Below are 16,178 nucleotides of genomic sequence, written 5' to 3' on the forward strand. Positions count from 1 at the left end.
CGGGGCCGGAGCTCAGGTGAGGTCGCGGACCAGGGCGTCTGCCAGCAGGCGTCCGCGCAGGGTGAGCACCGCCTGGCCCGCCTTGAACGGCCCCGTCTCCAGCAGGCCGTCGGCCAGCGCGCGGGCGACGACCCGGGGACGTTCGAGCTCCCTGAGCGGGAAACCCTGGGCGAGCCGCAACTCCAGCATCAACCGCTCCACCGCCCGGTCCTCGGGCCCCAGCACCTCTCGGGCGTGGGCGGGCGAGGTGCCCGCGGCCAGCCTCCTGGCGTAGGCGGCGGGGTGCTTGACGTTCCACCAGCGGGTGCCGCCGACGTGGCTGTGCGCCCCGGGACCGACGCCCCACCAGTCGCCGCCGGTCCAGTAGAGCAGGTTGTGCCGGCATCGCCCGGCCTCGGAGGTCGCCCAGTTGGACACCTCGTACCACTCGAACCCCGCCTCGGCCAGCATGGCGTCGGCGATCAGGTAACGGTCGGCGGCCACGTCGTCGTCGGGCATCGGGAGCTCGCCCCGCCTGATCCTGGCGGCCAGCCTCGTCCCGTCCTCGACGATCAGCGAGTACGCGGAGACGTGGTCGGGTCCCGCCTCGATCGCCGCGGCCAGCGAAGCGCGCCAGTCGTCGTCGCTCTCCCCCGGCGTGCTGTAGATCAGATCAAGGTTGACGTGCTCGAACCCCGCCTGCCTCGCCTCCCGTACGGCCAGTGCCGGGCGGCCGGGGGTGTGGCGGCGGTCCAGCACCGCGAGCACGTGCTCGCGGGCGCTCTGCATCCCGAAGCTCATCCGGTTGAACCCGCCCGCGCGAAGCTCCGCCAGGTAGGCGGGATCCACCGACTCGGGGTTGGCCTCGGTGGTCACCTCGGCGCCGGGAGCGAGCCCGAACTCCTCCTCGATCGCCCCCAGGATCCGTACCAGGTCTCCGGCCGGCAGCAGGGTCGGGGTGCCCCCGCCGAAGAACACGGTCTCGACCGGGAGGCGCGCGGCGCCGAGGTTCGCCCGCGCCCGCCGTACCTCGTCGACGGCGGTGTCCCCGTAGTCCCGCTGCGAGGCACCGGGGCCGAGCTCCGAGGCCGTGTAGGTGTTGAAATCGCAGTAACCGCACCGGGTCACGCAGAAGGGCACGTGGACGTAGAAGCCGAAGGGCCGCTCGCCGAGCCCGGCGAGCGCGCTCTCGGGGAGCTCGCCCGAGGCGGGTACGGGATCCCCGTCGGGAAGTGTGGATGGCACGCCCCAAGTCTGCCGCTCCCGGCGCGATGCCCGGGACGTCGCCCCGGTCGCGGAACGCCTGCCGTTCCATGTCCTGCCGGGTGATCCGAGGCGCCCGGCCGTCCACCGGTCAAAACGCCGCAGGCCGTTGACGGCCGGATCGCACAGGTCTACGATCCGGGAAAACTTAAAGGAAAGTTTCCTATAAGTTACTATTCCGACGCCACGGTCCAGGGCTATGACCTGCACGGCCCGTGGGAGAAGATCACCGGCCACAACGGCAACCTGTTCAACGACCGGCGCGACCCCAACCCGGTGAAGTACAGCGTGGACCAGACCGTCCGCGACTACCTGACCCGCGGCGCCCCGGCCAAGAAGATCGTGGTGGGCGTGCCCGCCTACGGTCAGGGCTGGACCGGCGTCACCGGCGGCAGGAACGGCCTGTACGGCACCGCCACCGGTCCCGCGCCGGGCACCTTCGCCGCCGGGAGCGAGGACTACAAGATCCTGGTGAACAAGCCGGGCAAGCGCTACCGCGACCTGCTGACCGGGTCCGTGTGGCTCTACGACGGCAACGAGTTTGGTCCTACGACGACCCGACCTCGCTGCTCCAGAAGGCGGCCTACATCCGCCTGAAGGGCCTCGGCGGCTCGATGATGTGGTCCATCGACCAGGACGACACCTCGGCGTCGCTCACCTCGGCGCTCTACAAGGTCCTGCGCTGAGCGACCCTCTCATACCGGGCGGGGCCGCAGGATCTGGGTCACCGGCGGCCCCGCCCGCGCGTCCGTTCCCCCGGTGCCGGCCCCGAACGCTCATCCGCGCTCGCGGCCCAGCACCCGCTCACCGACCCTGTCCCACCGCTCGGGGTGGCCCGGGTGAGCGAGCAGGCGGCGCAGCAGGTCCCTGTCACCGTGATAGGCGCGGAAGGACTCGGTGACCGTGACACTGGCCTCGGGGCGCGAGACGACCTTGACCTCGTCGCCCCGGCCCAGCTCACCCGGCTCGACCACCCGCAGGTAGGCACCGACCCGCCCGGCCTGGGTGAAGCGCTTGAGCCAGCCCTGCTCCCCGATCCAGCCGCGGAACACCGAGCACGGCACCCTCGGGCCGGTCACCTCGGCCAGCACCGTGCCCATCCGCCAGCGCTCCCCGATCTTGGCCCCGTTGACGTCGAGCCCCGCCGTCGTGAGGTTCTCCCCGAACATGCCGTCACGCAGTTCCCGGCCCATCTCGGCCTGCCACCAGTCGTAGTCCTCCCGCGCGTAGGCGTAGAGCGCCTGATCGGAAGAGCCGTGGTGCTCAAGGTCGGCCCTCTCGTCTCCGGCCAGGCCGCTCTCCGACACCCCGACCCGGCCCTCCACGGAGGTCTTGTCTATCGCGGTGCGCTTGAGACGGCCGGCCCACTCCGCGTCGACGGCGCGGCCCACGTTCACCGAGACGATGTGCATAACCGGACGGTACCGGAGCCCTCGATCGGAAGGCGAACCGGTATCCACCGCCTGACCTGGCTTGGCTTGAACTAGTGGCCCCACACCGAACGTTGACCGGGAAACCCGCAGCGGGGAACAGGCGTTCCGGCCCGGAAAAGCCCGGCAAGGTTCGGAGACGCCCCACTAGCCCGACCTGGCTCGGCCTGACCTGACCTGACCTGACCAGGCCTACCCCTCGGCCGGAAGTCGCCGCTACTTCTTGGGCTTGTCCGTGGAGGACTCGGTGGACAGCGCGGCGACGAACGCCTCCTGGGGCACCTCGACGCGGCCGACCATCTTCATCCGCTTCTTGCCCTCCTTCTGCTTCTCCAGCAGCTTGCGCTTGCGGGAGATGTCGCCGCCGTAGCACTTGGCGAGGACGTCCTTGCGGATGGCGCGGATGTTCTCACGGGCGATGACCCGGGCGCCGATGGCCGCCTGGATCGGCACCTCGAACTGCTGCCTGGGGATGAGCTCGCGCAGCTTCTTGGCCATCTCGACGCCGTAGGCGTAGGACTTGTCCCGGTGAACAATGGCACTGAAGGCGTCCACGGCCTCGCCCTGGAGCAGGATGTCGACCTTGACCAGATCGGACTCCTGCTCGCCCGAGGGCTCGTAGTCCAGCGAGGCGTAGCCACGCGTGCGGGACTTGAGCTGGTCGAAGAAGTCAAAGATGATCTCGCCGAGCGGCATCGTGTAGCGGATCTCGACGCGGTCCTCGGACAGGTAGTCCATGCCCTGCAGGTTGCCCCGGCGGTTCTGGCAGAGCTCCATGATGGCGCCGATGAACTCCGAGGGGACGAGCACCGTCGACTTCACCATCGGCTCGAAGACCTTGTCCACCTTGCCGGTGGGGAACTCCGAGGGGTTGGTGACAACGATCTCCTTGCCGTCCTCCATGATCACCCGGTAGACCACGTTGGGCGCGGTGGAGATGAGCGAGAGGTTGGACTCGCGCTCAAGCCGCTCGCGGACGATCTCCATGTGGAGCAGCCCGAGGAAGCCACAGCGGAAGCCGAAGCCCAGGGCCGCCGAGGTCTCCGGCTCGTAGACCAGCGCGGCGTCGTTGAGCTGGAGCTTGTCCAGGGCCTCGCGGAGCTCGGGGTAGTCGTCGCCGTCGATGGGATACAGGCCCGAGAAGACCATGGGCTTGGGGTGCTCGTACCCGCTGAGCGCCTCGACGGCCGACCTCGTCACGGAGGTCACCGTGTCGCCGACCCGCGACTGGCGGACGTCCTTCACACCGGTGATCAGGTAGCCCACCTCACCGACGCCCAGCCCCTTGTCGGCGATCTTCGGCTCGGGCGAGATGACGCCGATCTCCAGCGTCTCGTGGGCCGCGCCGGTGGACATCATCAGGATGCGCTCGCGCTTGCCCAGGTGACCGTCCATGACCCGGACGTAGGTGATCACACCGCGGTAGGTGTCGTAGACCGAGTCGAAGATCAGCGCGCGGGCCGGCGCGTCGGCGTCGCCGACCGGGGCCGGGATGTTCGCGACCACGTGGTCCAGCAGTTCGCGAACGCCCACACCGGTCTTGCCGGAGACCCTCAGCACGTCCTCCGGATCGCAGCCGATGAGGTGGGCGATCTCCGCGGCGTACTTCTCCGGCTGGGCGGCGGGCAGGTCGATCTTGTTGAGCACCGGGATGATCGTCATGTCGTTGTTCATGGCCAGGTAGAGGTTGGCCAGGGTCTGCGCCTCGATGCCCTGTGCGGCGTCGACCAGCAGGATCGCGCCCTCGCACGCCTGGAGCGACCGGGAGACCTCGTAGGTGAAGTCGACGTGCCCGGGAGTGTCGATCATGTTGAGGACGTAGTCGGTCTCGCCGACCTGCCACGGCAGCCTGACCGCCTGCGACTTGATGGTGATGCCGCGCTCGCGCTCGATGTCCATCCGGTCGAGATACTGAGCACGCATGGAACGGTCGTCGACCACTCCGGTGATCTGCAGCATGCGGTCGGCTAGCGTCGACTTGCCATGGTCGATATGCGCGATGATGCAGAAGTTGCGGAGCACCGCGGGGTCGGTCTGGCCAGGCTGAATGCGCACCGGGGTCCGTTTCAACAGATTGATGACGATCACACGGCTGGCATGCCAGCCGCCTTCCATGGTGACATGTCCGGGTGATTGCCCGGACCAGAGCACGGCGCGGCCTGCGTTTTCTCGCCACGGTGGTGGCCCTGCTCCTTGCGCTTCCAGGGGTGGCCGTGGCCACCCTCACCCTGCAGTTTACCGGGACACCCGCCCCATGGGCGAAGACGACCGGTCATGACGCCCTGTGGCTCGGCCACGCGTGGGTCGACGGCCGGAAGACCGCCGACGACGTCCGAACACTCGCCACCAAACTCCGCAAGACCGGCATCAAGGACGTCTACCTCCACTCAGGACCGTTCGACCGCGACGGGACGCTGCCCATCGAGAAATATCCCAGGGCTGTCGACTTCCTGAAGTGGTGGCGCGAGGAACTGCCCAAGGTCAGGGTGTCCGCCTGGCTCGGCCAGAAGGTCGACGGCACCCTGGACCTCGACGACGCGGCCTCCAGGCAGCGCGTGCTGGACGGCGCGCGCGCGATCATGGCACTCGGCTTCGACGGCGTCCACTACAACTTCGAGCCGATCGGCGACGGCGACACCGAGTTCCTCGATCTGCTGACCCAGACCCGCGCGATCGTGGGCAAAGGCCTGCTCTCCACCTCGACCCCGCAGATCGAACCGTTCCCGCTCACCCGCCCGGCCGCGCGCGCCGTCCTCGGCCACGACAAGTACTGGTCGCCCGACTACTTCCGCCAGGTGGCGAACCTCACGGACCAGGTGGCGATCATGACCTACGACTCGTATCTCCCCTTCCCCGCCGTCTACGGCGGCTACGTCGTGCGGCAGAGCACGCTGGCGCTGGAACTCGTCCCCGAGGAGAAGACGCTGCTGATCGGCGCCCCGGCCTATCACGACCACGGCCCCTCCTGGGCCGATGAGGCCGAGAGCGTCGAGAAGGCCGCCAGGGGCGCCCGGCTGGCGCTCACCTCGTACGGCAAACCCCGCGAGCGGTTCGGGCTGGCACTCTACGTCGACTTCGCCGCCACCAAGGAGGACTGGGCGGAGTACGACAAGTTCTGGTTCAAGCCATGAGGATTACGGTCCGAGCGATCGAAATCACACGCTAAACTGATCAGGCATCCCTCTGCCCGGCCTGTCGATTTGAGCGACGACCTCGGCAGTTGGTAGTCTAGTCAACTGCGTGTGGCGCGCCCTCTCTGCCCGCGCGCCCCATCCAACGACATTCACCGAGGCTTCTTCGTGGCGAACATCAAGTCCCAGATCAAGCGCAACCGGCAGAACGAGAAGGCCCGGCTGCGCAACAAGGCTGTCAAGTCTTCCCTGAAGACGGCCATCCGTAAGTTCCGCGAGGCCGCCGACCAGGGTAACGTCGAGCAGGCCGCTGTGCTCCAGCGCGCCGCCGCCCGTCAGCTGGACAAGGCGGCCAGCAAGGGCGTCATCCACAAGAACCAGGCCGCCAACCGCAAGTCGGCGATCGCCCAGCGCGCCGCCGCCCTGCCGGCGGCCGCCAAGTAGTTTCAGGTTTCGCGTAGTTTCAGGTTTCGCGGACGCCGCACCCTTCACGGGGTGTGGCGTTCTTGCGTTTCATCGACCCCGTGACGCCTGGCCCATCGAGGTTCTCACCCCCGGCGCTCCGTGATACGTCGCCACCGGCGCACCCCTGCGGGCACGCCGAGAGGCCCAGGCAATGCAGTACCGAACGCGCCCCTTTACCCGGCTAACATCCGACGCAGTACCGAACGCGCCCCTTTGCCCGCCTAACGTCCGGTACGGCTGGCGACCACGGTCTGGACCATGTGCTCCAGCGCGTACCCGGGGTCGGCACCGCCGCCCTTCACCTGCGCGTCGGCGGTGGCGACGGCCTGGATCGCGCGGGCGAGCCCCTCGGGCCCCCAACCGTTCAGCTGCCGCTGGACCCGTTCGATCTTCCAGGGCGGCATGCCGAGGTGACTGGCGAGTGGACCACCCCTCAGGTTTCGGGGAGCTCCGCCCACCTTCGCCAGCGAGCGCAGGCCTCCGGCGAGCGCGCTCACCAGCAGAACCGGTGCCGTACCGGTCGAGAGCGCCCAGCGCAGTTGCTCCAGGGCGTCGCCCAGGCGTCCCTCGACTGCCGAGTCTGCCACGGTGAACCCGCTGACCTCGGCCCTGCCCCGGTGGTAGCGCGCCACGGCGGCCTCGTCGATCGCCTTGCCGGGGGTGTCGAAGGCGAGCTGGCTGCACGCGGCGGCAAGCTCGCGCAGGTCGTTGCCCACGGCTTCGAGGAGCGCGGCGGCCGCGTCGGCCCCGATGGTGCGCCCGGCCCGTTTCAGCTCCGCCTTGACGAACGCCAGCCGCTCGGCGGGTTTGGTCACCTTGGTGACGGTGACCACCTGAGCTCCGGTCTTCTTGACCCCGTCGACCAGGGCCTTCCCCTTGACGCCTCCCGGATGGACGAGGACCAGCACGGTCTCGTCGGCCGGGTGGGCCGCGTAGGAGACGACTTCGGCGATGACGTCCTTGCCGAGATCCTGGGCAGAGCGGACGACCACCACGGACCTGTCGCCGAACAGCGAGGGCGACGTCATGCGGGTGAGCTCCCCGAGCTCCATCTTCGCGCCGGGGAGGTCGTGCACCTCGGTGGTCGGATCGGCCGCCCTGGCCGCCGAGGTCACCTCGCTCACCGCGCGGTCGGCCAGCAGTTCCTCATCGCCGAGTATCAGGATCACGGGTGCCGGATCGGTTGCCGCCATGCCGAGCAGCATGCCACGTCTCGGTGGCGGGAGAGGCATCGGCAAGTCGTTCGCAATTGGAATGCAGGTGCCGTGGGGCACTCTGGGAACATCACAGGAGGTGAGAACAATGACAAACTCCGCCATTCGCCGCCACGCCTGCCCCCGCTGCGGAACATCCCTTGACGAGGGCCCGATCATGTACCGCTGCGCGCGCTGCAGCCGGTCGGTCTACGCCGCCGACGTGGACACCGAGTTCCGCCGCCCCGCCAAGATCACGTCCTAGGCCCCGGGAGAGACCCACCGGCCGGAGCGGCTCTTCCGGGGACGACCGTCAGGGTTCCCCCGCCGTCCACCACGGCGAGGTCCCCCGACAGGTCCGTCCGGTGGACGCGCATACCGAGCCGGTGCAGCGTGGCCACGGTCGACGGAGCGGGATGGCCGTAGTCGTTGTCCGCCCCCACGCTGATGAGGGCGGCACGAGCACCGGTCGCGGCGAGGAAGGCCGGATCGTACCTGCCGGACCCGTGATGCGGAACCTTGAGAATCTCGGCGGGCGGCAGGCCCCTGCGGAGCAGCTCCGCCTGAGCCTCGGTCTCGATGTCGCCACTGAGCAGCGCCGACCCCGCGGCCCAGCGGACATGCACCACGACGCTGGCGTTGTTGACGGCCGCCCCCTTCCCCGCGCCGGTCAGGGATGCCTCGGCCGCCGGGCCGATGACCGTCAGCTCGGAGGGTCCGAACCGCCAGCTCGCCCCCGGACTCGCCGCCCACTCGACCACGCGGCGGCGGGCGAGATCCTCGCTCAGCCTCGCCTCCTCGTGCTCTCCGGCATCGCCTCCGGTACCGTGCGGGGTCACCAGCACCGCGCCCACGGCACGCCCGCGAAAGACACCGTCGAGCCCTCCCACATGGTCGAGGTGCGGATGGGTGAGAATGACCAGTGGCACCTCCCTGACTCCCATGGAACGCAGGCAACGGTCCACCAGGACGGGATCGGGCCCCGCGTCCACCACCACGGCTCGCCCCGGCCCCGCCGCGACCAGTAACGCGTCTCCCTGGCCGACGTCACAGGCCACCAGTAGCCATCCGCGAGGCGGCCAACGAGTCACGATCGGCACGGCCACCGTCACGGCGAGAACCAGCCCGGCGACGGCCGCCAGGGCGATCAGGCGTGCCCTCCGGTGTCGCAGCGCCAGCACGGCGAGCGGAACGGCGCCGGCCAGCAGGAGCAGCCCGGTGACGCCGCCCGGCCACGGGAGCACGCCCAGCGGGAGCCCCGCGGTGTGCTCGGCCACCTCGATGATCCATCCGGTGGCCAGACCCGCCGGCCGGACCAGCAGCTGGGCGAGCCCCATGTGCAGGGGGGCGACCAGCGCCACCGCGAAGCCGAGCAGGGTGGCCGGGGCCACGGCCGGACCCGCGAGCAGGTTGGCCGGGATCGCCACCGGTGCGAGCTGCCCGGACATGAGGACCAGGACGGGGGTGACAGCGGCCTGGGCCGCGGCGGCCACGGCGATCGCCTCCGCCGTCCATCGGGGCATTCGGGCCGAGAGCCGGTCGCGCCAGCGCGGGGCGAGGACCAGAATGCCCGCGGTGGCGAAGACCGACAGGGCGAAGCCGTAGGAGCGGGCGAGGTCGGGGACGAAGAGGATCAGCCCCAGGACCGTCGCCGACAGGGCCGCGACGCCGTCGCGCGAACGGCCCGTACCGAGCGCCACGGCGGCGACCCCTCCCATCAGGAGGGCCCTGAGCACACTGGGCGAGGGCCGGGCGACGACCGAGAAGGCGACCATGGCCGAGATCGCCAGCACCGCCCGCACCGCGAGTGGCAGACCGGCCATCCTGGCCATCGCGACCGCCGCGCCGGCCACGATGGCGAGGTTGGCGCCGGAGACGGCGAGCAGGTGACTGAGGCCCGCCGCCTTGAAATCGGCTCTGACCTGATCGTCCATTCGGGACACGTCACCGACCACCAGGCCGGGTAGCAACCCGCGTTGCGCCGGTGGCAACACCTCGGCAGCCTTCCTCAATCCCGATCTGAGCGCCCCGGCCGCGCGTTGCTCCCAGGAGGGCCCGCTCAGGACTCGCGGTGCTCCCCTGACCAGCACCACCGCCGCGAGCAGCTCACCGGGGTCCGCCGGGCCGAAGCGCCCGCTGATCTCGACCCGCTGGCTGGGCAGTAGCGAGCGCCACTCCGCGCCGGAGACGAAAAGCACCACCGGAGCCCGCAGCGTCACCCTGCCCGCCCCCGTCCCGACCGACTCGACCCGGGCGGGCACCACGAAGCTCTCCCGCCGGAACAGCCCCCCACGCCGGGCCACCTCCCGGGGGTCGTCGGTCACCACCACCTCCATCACCGCCGAGGCGTGCCTCCCTGCCAGCTCGGCGACCGGTCCCGTACCGGCCGCGTGCACCCGGAAGGCCACCGACCCCGCCACCGCGGCCGTGCACCCCAGGACCGCGATCACCGCGTTCCGCCGGCCCGCGGTTCTCCCTGTCCGGACCAGGAGGGCCACGGCCAGGGCGCCCACGGCCGTGAGGGCGGCCACCACGGCGCCCGTCGCCGCCGGGCGGCCCAGCAGGACAAGAGCGGTCACCCACGATGCCGCCGCGGGCAGGACCAGATACGCGGCGTGCGCCCCCCGCTCCTCTCCTGAACTCCTGAAACCACCGACCTCCCCGAGAACACCGGAACCGCCAGGGCCCTCGGTCTTCCCGGCGCACTCGACCGTGCCGGTCCGCATCGTGACCGGCTTTCGCAACCGGCGGGTCACACGCGGACCCTGTCGCGCATCTCGGCGTACTTACGGTCACCTATGCCACTCACGTCGCGGAGCTGCTCAACGGTGCGGAAGCCGCCGTGCGCGGCGCGGTATTCGGTGATGCGCCGGGCGAGCACCTCGCCCACGCCCGGTAGCCGATCGAGCTGCTCGGCCGTGGCCGTGTTGAGGTCGACGGCGGCGGTGGCGGGGTCCGCTGGATCCACAAGGGCGGGTGCCGCCGCGACGGCGGAGCCGACGACGATCTGCTCACCGTCGACGAGCCTGCGCGCGAGGTTGAGAGATCCCGTGGCGGCTGCCCCGCGAACGCCTCCGGCCGCCCGGACCGCGTCGGCGACCCGGGACCCCCCGGGCAACGTGATCACCCCGGGACGACGGACCTTGCCGGTCACGTGAACCGTCAGCTCGATGGCCGGCCTGGACAGCGGCCGTGAGGTGTTGACAGGTTCCGACAGCGGAGACCCGGAGATCGGCACCGGCGGGGCCAGGGGCTCGGGCTCCGGCTGGGATCTCCAGGCGTACGCACCACCGGCGACGGCGGCCGTCAGGGCGACGAGCAGCAGGAGACGCAACCCCGGCCTGCCCGGGCCGAGAGCCTGTCCCTGTGCGGCCACGACCTTACGCAGTGCCTCGAAGGCCGGGGGAACCGGCGCGGAACGCGTGTGCGCGGCGGGCCCGTCGAGGGAAACGGCATCCTGCGGCCCGCTCTGACCACCTGGCCACACATCTCCCGCCGAACAGGGCATACCAGCCGGATCGGCCACTCCGCGTGAGAGGGACGGAACGGCCGTGCCGCCCGGCGGAGGCGGGTGACGCGGATCTCCCGAATCGGCAGGGCTCGCCGGCCGGGACAGACATAACGGATCAATCTGCCGGAATGGCGAGAACCGATCGTCCAGCAGCGGCGGCGCAAGCGAATCGGTCGCCCTGCGAGGGAGCGGAACCGCGTTCGGCGATCCACGCCCCGTCAAGATCCGCAGCCGCGACTCGGCTCGGAACCGCTCGATGTTCTGGCCTGTGGTCCGCACCCGCAGGACGCTACGGCGGCGGCACCGGGAGGATCCTCACCGAATTCCGTTCTGTGGATATCCGGCCGGTCATACGGCCAGGCTGTGGACGGCGATCCGGCGGACGGGTTCCCGGACGTCGGAGAGGCGCGGGCCGGAGCGCCCGCAGGTGTCAGGAGTGCGGGAGGGAGACGGTGATGCCGAGCATCCCGGGGCCGACATGGGCGCCGATGACCAAGCCGACCTCGACGACTGCGACCTTGACGAGTGCGGGGATGCGCCGGGGCAGGCGCGCTGCCAGTGCCTCGGCACGGGCCGCGGCACCGAGATGCTGGACGGCGACCTCCACCGGGGCGGTGCCCGCCGCCTCGACCGCGAGGTCCTCAAGACGGGCGATGGCACGGCTCGCCGTACGGACCTTCTCCAGGGGAACGATCGCCCCATCAGAGATGTGCAGGATCGGTTTGATCATCAGTGCCGAGCCGAGGAGGGTCGCCGCCGCACCGATCCGGCCTCCCCTTCGCAGGTATTCCAGGGTGTCGACATAGAAGAAGCTGCGGATCGACTCCGCGCGGCGGCGGGCGGCGTCCGCCACCTCCGTCCGGGTCGCGCCCGCGGCGGCGGCACCCGCGGCGGCGAGGACGGGGAATCCGAGGCCCATGGCGATGGATCTGCTGTCGACGACGTCGACCGGAACGGGCGAATCCTCGGCTCCCGCGCGGGCGGCCTCGACCGTACCGGACATCTCCGAGGACAGGTGGATGGAGACGATGCCGGTCGCGCCCCGGGCCGCCGCCTGCCGGTAGGCGTCCGCGAAACGCCGCAGGGCGGGCCTGGAGGTCGTCACCGGGGCCCGCTCCCCGAGCATGTCGTCCATGCTCGCGCCGTCGGGCCACGCCGTGTCGTCGAGCGACCTGCCTCCCACGACCACCTGGAGCGGTACCACGATGATTCCCAGGCCGGAGACCTGCTCTCGCGGGAGGTAGGCGGTGGAATCCGTGACGACGGCGACCGGTGGCGACATGTCCAGAGGTTACTCGGAGAAGATCAGACGAAGGAGGCAGGAGGCAGGAACGCTGGACCTACTGGACAGGGGTGCCTCCGCGCCAGACCCGGCGGGGCTTGAGTCCGAAGGCCCAGGCGAAGGCGCCCTCGTGGTCGGCGTCCCACTGGACGATGTCGGCCAGGCGTCCGGGGGCGAGAACACCGCGGTCGGAAGCCCCGAGGACCGTGGCGCCACCGAGAGTGGCGGCGCGCAGGGCGTCGCCGACGCTCATCCCGAAGGCCGCCACCGCGAGGCTGATGACCAGCGACATCGAGGTGATGCCGCAGTGGCCCGGGTTGTGATCGCTGCCGAGGGCCACGGTGACCCCCTGGGCGAGCATCCGGCGGACAGGAGGCAGGCTGCCGCGCTGGAGGGCGGTTCCGGGGCAGACCACGGCGGGGACTCCGTAGCGGGCCAGGATCGCGATGTCCTCGTCGGTGGTGTGGTGGAGCAGGTCTGCGGAGGCGCAGCCGAGTTCGGCGGCGAGCTGGACGGCACCGCGGCGGGTGTAGGCTCCGGCGTGCACGCGGGGCTGCAGGCCGACGTTGCGCCCGGAGGCCAGGACCCAGCGGGCCTCCTCCGCGGTGAAGTGGCCCTCGTCGCAGTAGACGTCGACGCCATCGGCTCCCGCCGCCGCGGCGTCGGCGCACCAGGCGCCCACGGCCTCGACGTAGTCGCGCTGGCGGCCGAAGTATTCGGGCGGGACGACGTGCGCGGCCATGAAGGTCACGTGCACCCGCGGCATCATCGGCTCCTTCTCCAGCTCGCGCAGGAGCCGCACGTCGGCCAGTTCGCCGTCGCGGGTGAGGTGGTAGCCGGTTTTGGCCTCGATGGTGGTGGTGCCGCTGAGCAGCCAGTCCCGGAGTCGCTCACGGACACCGTTGCAGAGTGTCCAGGGGTCGGTGCCCCGGGTGACCGTCACGGTGGAACCGATGCCGCCGCCCGCCGCGGTGATCGCGGAAGGGGTGGAACCGCCGGAGCGCATCGCCATCTCGGCGTAGCGGTTGCCCGCGTAGACCGGGTGGGTGTGCGCGTCGATCAGGCCTGGGGTGACCAGCGCGCCACCCAGGTTCTCGACGTGGTCGACGTCGACGATGTCGTCGACGACGCCGGGCACACTCTGCGGCAGATCCGCGGCTCGGCCGACCCAGGCGATCCGGTCGTTGTGAACGAGGATCGCCGCGTTGCTGAACACATCGTTTCCGGTCCAGAGCCGGCCGATGTTGGTCAGAAGGCGGACCGTCATCGCATCACCGCCTTGTGTTCAGGGGAAGACGCTTGGAGGAGGACCGCCCCCGGACGGGGCGAGTCGCCCCTGACACTGCCGGGCACCGTGCCCTTCAAGCCCGCTGTGAGTCCGGACGGCATCGGGGGTCTCCTGCTCTCATCCGCTTATCTGTTGTGCGGCGACAGTATCGCCAGGATCATGATCGGGCGATTTCAGTTCAGTTACGTTATTTCACAAGTCGGCCCGTTGTACAGGCTAATTGGGAAGAACGCCGCCTCGCCGCGACCCTACCTCGCCTGCCGGCTCGACGATCACGCGTGGCGTTGAGCACCTTTCCACAGCTCAGACTACTTCTTCATCATCCGTAACAGTAGTCACCAGAGCAACTCGCGTCATAACATCTCGCTAGATTTGCCTTATGGTAGCAATCTAAACCCCGGTCGACCACTGCAGTTTTCGCGGCTTTTGTACGTTTTCGCGACCACAGTGCACCTCACCGAGCCGTCCAGCGCAAGCCCAGCCATTGAAACGCGATTCGCGATCAACGTAGGCTGGTAATCGGGAGCCCTGGGCCGTGATCCTTGACCGCCTCCGCATCGGCGGCGGGCGACTGCGGCACCGTGAGGGCACCTGGGATGGGGCCGCGACATTGACCCGACACTTGCCGACCGAAACCTCAGAAAAGGCCGTAAGCAGGACGCTCCATGTAGCCTTTCGTGCGAGTTGCCCGCAGGTCACACGCATAGGAGTTGCCTTGCCCGTCCACGCGGACGTCGGCCGGCGTCGCATTGAAGAACTCCTCCAGGCGACATCACCGCCGTGGAGATCGTCGACTCCTTCATCGGCCGGATGCCGGCCACCATCGCGGCGATCTTCCGTATGCCCGACGCCGAGACGATCGTCGTCGGCATGCGACCGACGGCGGCGATCACCCTCGTCGAGCCGAGCCTCTCCCCCGGTGGCGTGCGCACGGCGCCAGGCCCCGGAGGGAGCACACATGGTGATCTCTAGTGACCTCCTGCCGGAGGCGATCGGAAGCGTTCCTGGACACGCCCATGGGTAGCGGCGGGGCGACGGTGCTGGTCGTGGACGACACCCCGACCAAGCTGTACATCCTGTCGAGCTGGCTGCGCCGCTCGGGACACCAGGTCGTGCAGGCCACCGGCGGCATGGAGGCGCTCGCCAAGGTCAGGGAGCTCCAGCCGGACCTGGTCGTCCTCGACGTACGGCTGCCCGACATCAGCGGTTACGAGGTCTGCGAGCAGATCAAGGCCGACGCGGCGACGTCGTCGATACCGGTCATCCAGATCTCCGGGGCGGCGATCACCCCGGCCGACCGTGCCCAGGGGCTCGAACGCGGAGCCGACGCCTACCTGGCGGAGCCGGTCGAGCCTGACGAGTTCGCCGCGACGGTCGAGGCCACGCTGCGCTACTACCGCGCCCGGCAACGAGCCGAGCTGATGGCCCGGCGGCTGGCCGCCCTCACCGAGGTCACGCTCTCGATGAACTCCGCCGAGACGTTCGACGAGCTTCTCACCACGGCCGTCGAGGGGACCTCCCGGATCCTGGAGCGGCAGGCGGGCACGCTGGCCCTGCCTCCCGACGGCCGGACCCGCAGGTTCGTCGCCATGCCTCCGGAGAACGTCGCCGTCGCCAAGGTCGCGGCGCCGGAAACGCTGGACAGGTTGAGCGCGATGTCCCTGGGCGACTCCGCGGGCACCCAGGTTTTCACGGTCCCCACCGCCGACTGGATGGGGCTGATACCCGACGCGAAGATCGGCGGTGATGTCTCGGCCGTGGTCTGCCGCACCAAGCTGGGCAGGCCCCCCGTCTACCTCGGGGTGGAGGGGGTCCCGCCGCTCGACACCGACGAGTCCAACGTGCTGCGCCAGCTCGGCCAGGCCCTCGCCCTCGCCGTGGACGCGCTTCGGGCGTACGCCGAGGAGCACGCGATCGCCCTCACCCTGCAGCGCAGCCTGCTGCCGGCGCGGATCCCCGAGATACCCGGGCTCACGATCAGCTGGCGGTACCAGCCGGCGGTCGACAACGTCGAGGTCGGCGGCGACTTCTACGAGGTCCTGCGGCCGGACCACCGGGTGCTCATCGCCATCGGCGACGTCCAGGGACACTCGCTGCTGGCCGCCACCGTCATGGCGGAGCTGCGCCACGCACTGCGTGCCACCGTCATCGGCACCTCGGACCTCGGCACGTCGACGGCCCTGCTCAACGATGTGCTGCGGCGCTATCACCCCGGTATGACCGCCACCGTCTGCCTGCTCCTGCTCGACCCGGTGAGCGGGGAGATGGAGGTCGCCAACGCGGGGCACATCCCGCCCCTGCTCATCGCCGACGGCCAGGCCCGCTACCACCGCCTGGGCAATCTCCTGCTGGGCGTGACCGAGGAGAGCTACCGGGTCGACCGGGTGAACGTGCCGCGGGGAGGCTCGGTGCTGATGTTCACCGACGGACTCATCGAGGACCGCGACAAGCTGCTCGACGAGAGCCTGGAGATCGTACGGCAGCTGGCCGAGGGGGCGGAGGAGGACCTGGAGGTCTTCTGCGACCGGCTGATCGAGAGGTTCGGCGCGAGGGAGGACGACGTGGCGCTGGTCATGTTCCGCCGCGAGAGGTGAGCGGTCCGCGCGGCGGGGGAAGGCGCCACCGTCCCGCCGTAC

At 70.1% G+C, this 16,178-nt stretch carries 13 protein-coding genes and 1 pseudogene; 6 read left to right on the forward strand and 8 right to left on the reverse strand.

Features of this window, described 5'->3' with window-relative positions; translation table 11 throughout:
- Positions 1–12 precede the first annotated feature (12 nt).
- Positions 13–1,224: a radical SAM family heme chaperone HemW gene (gene hemW, locus OIE13_RS20695; RefSeq protein ID WP_326637384.1), complete on the reverse strand. Its 1,212-nt coding sequence runs from the start codon at positions 1,222–1,224 to the stop codon at positions 13–15.
- Between the two features lie 264 nt (positions 1,225–1,488).
- Between hemW and OIE13_RS20700 the strand changes: the two are divergent.
- A pseudogene (locus tag OIE13_RS20700) lies at positions 1,489–1,928 on the forward strand (glycosyl hydrolase family 18 protein).
- Positions 1,929–2,018: 90 nt separating this feature from the next.
- Here the strand turns inward: OIE13_RS20700 and OIE13_RS20705 are convergent.
- Both OIE13_RS20705 and lepA read right to left on the reverse strand, forming a co-directional pair.
- A complete protein-coding gene (locus OIE13_RS20705) occupies positions 2,019–2,654 on the reverse strand; it encodes an MOSC domain-containing protein (protein ID WP_326637382.1) in 636 nt (211 codons plus the stop codon).
- A 234-nt stretch (positions 2,655–2,888) separates the two neighbouring features.
- Positions 2,889–4,727 carry a translation elongation factor 4 gene (gene lepA, locus OIE13_RS20710; protein WP_326647001.1) on the reverse strand — a complete coding sequence of 613 codons (1,839 nt, stop codon included), beginning with the start codon at positions 4,725–4,727 and terminating at the stop codon, positions 2,889–2,891.
- A gap of 74 nt (positions 4,728–4,801) precedes the next feature.
- Here lepA and OIE13_RS20715 point away from each other — a divergent pair, with 74 nt between their 5' ends.
- Together OIE13_RS20715 and rpsT are read left to right on the forward strand one after the other, a co-directional pair.
- Positions 4,802–5,803 carry a hypothetical protein gene (locus OIE13_RS20715; RefSeq protein WP_326637380.1) on the forward strand — a complete coding sequence of 334 codons (1,002 nt, stop codon included), beginning with the start codon at positions 4,802–4,804 and terminating at the stop codon, positions 5,801–5,803.
- Between the two features lie 168 nt (positions 5,804–5,971).
- The gene (gene rpsT / locus OIE13_RS20720) at positions 5,972–6,247 is read left to right on the forward strand and encodes a 30S ribosomal protein S20 (protein WP_326637379.1); all 276 of its coding nucleotides are present in this window, start codon (positions 5,972–5,974) and stop codon (positions 6,245–6,247) included.
- Positions 6,248–6,489: 242 nt separating this feature from the next.
- Here rpsT and holA read toward each other — a convergent pair whose 3' ends face one another.
- Entirely contained in the window at positions 6,490–7,461 is a 972-nt protein-coding gene (gene holA / locus OIE13_RS20725; RefSeq protein WP_326637376.1) for a DNA polymerase III subunit delta, read from the reverse strand.
- Positions 7,462–7,570: 109 nt separating this feature from the next.
- Between holA and OIE13_RS20730 the strand changes: the two genes are divergently transcribed.
- The gene (locus OIE13_RS20730; protein WP_326637374.1) at positions 7,571–7,726 is read left to right on the forward strand and encodes a hypothetical protein; all 156 of its coding nucleotides are present in this window, start codon (positions 7,571–7,573) and stop codon (positions 7,724–7,726) included.
- Here the strand turns inward: OIE13_RS20730 and OIE13_RS20735 are convergent.
- From OIE13_RS20735 to hutI, 4 genes are all read right to left on the reverse strand, one after another.
- Entirely contained in the window at positions 7,716–10,217 is a 2,502-nt protein-coding gene (locus OIE13_RS20735; RefSeq protein WP_326637372.1) for a ComEC/Rec2 family competence protein, read from the reverse strand. The two genes, OIE13_RS20730 and OIE13_RS20735, sit on opposite strands and share 11 nt — an antisense overlap.
- Complete coding sequence (locus tag OIE13_RS20740) at positions 10,214–10,948, reverse strand: ComEA family DNA-binding protein (protein ID WP_326828584.1); 735 nt, start codon at positions 10,946–10,948, stop codon at positions 10,214–10,216. The genes OIE13_RS20735 and OIE13_RS20740 overlap by 4 nt, the downstream gene beginning before the upstream one ends.
- A 454-nt stretch (positions 10,949–11,402) precedes the next feature.
- Entirely contained in the window at positions 11,403–12,254 is an 852-nt protein-coding gene (locus OIE13_RS20745) for a DegV family protein (RefSeq protein WP_326828585.1), read from the reverse strand.
- 58 nt (positions 12,255–12,312) lie between these two features.
- Positions 12,313–13,521, reverse strand: a complete 1,209-nt coding sequence (gene hutI / locus OIE13_RS20750; protein WP_326637366.1) for an imidazolonepropionase — start codon at positions 13,519–13,521, stop codon at positions 12,313–12,315.
- A gap of 801 nt (positions 13,522–14,322) precedes the next feature.
- Between hutI and OIE13_RS20755 the strand changes: the two genes are divergently transcribed.
- Positions 14,323–14,514 carry a hypothetical protein gene (locus tag OIE13_RS20755; RefSeq protein WP_326637364.1) on the forward strand — a complete coding sequence of 64 codons (192 nt, stop codon included), beginning with the start codon at positions 14,323–14,325 and terminating at the stop codon, positions 14,512–14,514.
- 44 nt (positions 14,515–14,558) lie between these two features.
- A complete protein-coding gene (locus tag OIE13_RS20760; protein WP_326637363.1) occupies positions 14,559–16,136 on the forward strand; it encodes a SpoIIE family protein phosphatase in 1,578 nt (525 codons plus the stop codon).
- The last annotated feature ends 42 nt before the right edge of the window (positions 16,137–16,178 follow it).

It is taken from the genome of Streptosporangium sp. NBC_01810 (assembly GCF_035917355.1).
Taxonomy (GTDB): domain Bacteria; phylum Actinomycetota; class Actinomycetes; order Streptosporangiales; family Streptosporangiaceae; genus Streptosporangium.

Bases quoted from the DNA above. Each gene is read 5' to 3' on its own strand.
- OIE13_RS20705 (WP_326637382.1), bottom strand. From the start codon at position 2,654: ATGCACATCGTCTCGGTGAACGTGGGCCGCGCCGTCGACGCGGAGTGG.
- holA (WP_326637376.1), bottom strand. From the start codon at position 7,461: ATGGCGGCAACCGATCCGGCACCCGTGATCCTGATACTCGGCGATGAG.
- OIE13_RS20730 (WP_326637374.1), top strand. From the start codon at position 7,571: ATGACAAACTCCGCCATTCGCCGCCACGCCTGCCCCCGCTGCGGAACA.
- OIE13_RS20745 (WP_326828585.1), bottom strand. From the start codon at position 12,254: ATGTCGCCACCGGTCGCCGTCGTCACGGATTCCACCGCCTACCTCCCG.
- hutI (WP_326637366.1), bottom strand. From the start codon at position 13,521: ATGACGGTCCGCCTTCTGACCAACATCGGCCGGCTCTGGACCGGAAAC.
- OIE13_RS20760 (WP_326637363.1), top strand. From the start codon at position 14,559: ATGGGTAGCGGCGGGGCGACGGTGCTGGTCGTGGACGACACCCCGACC.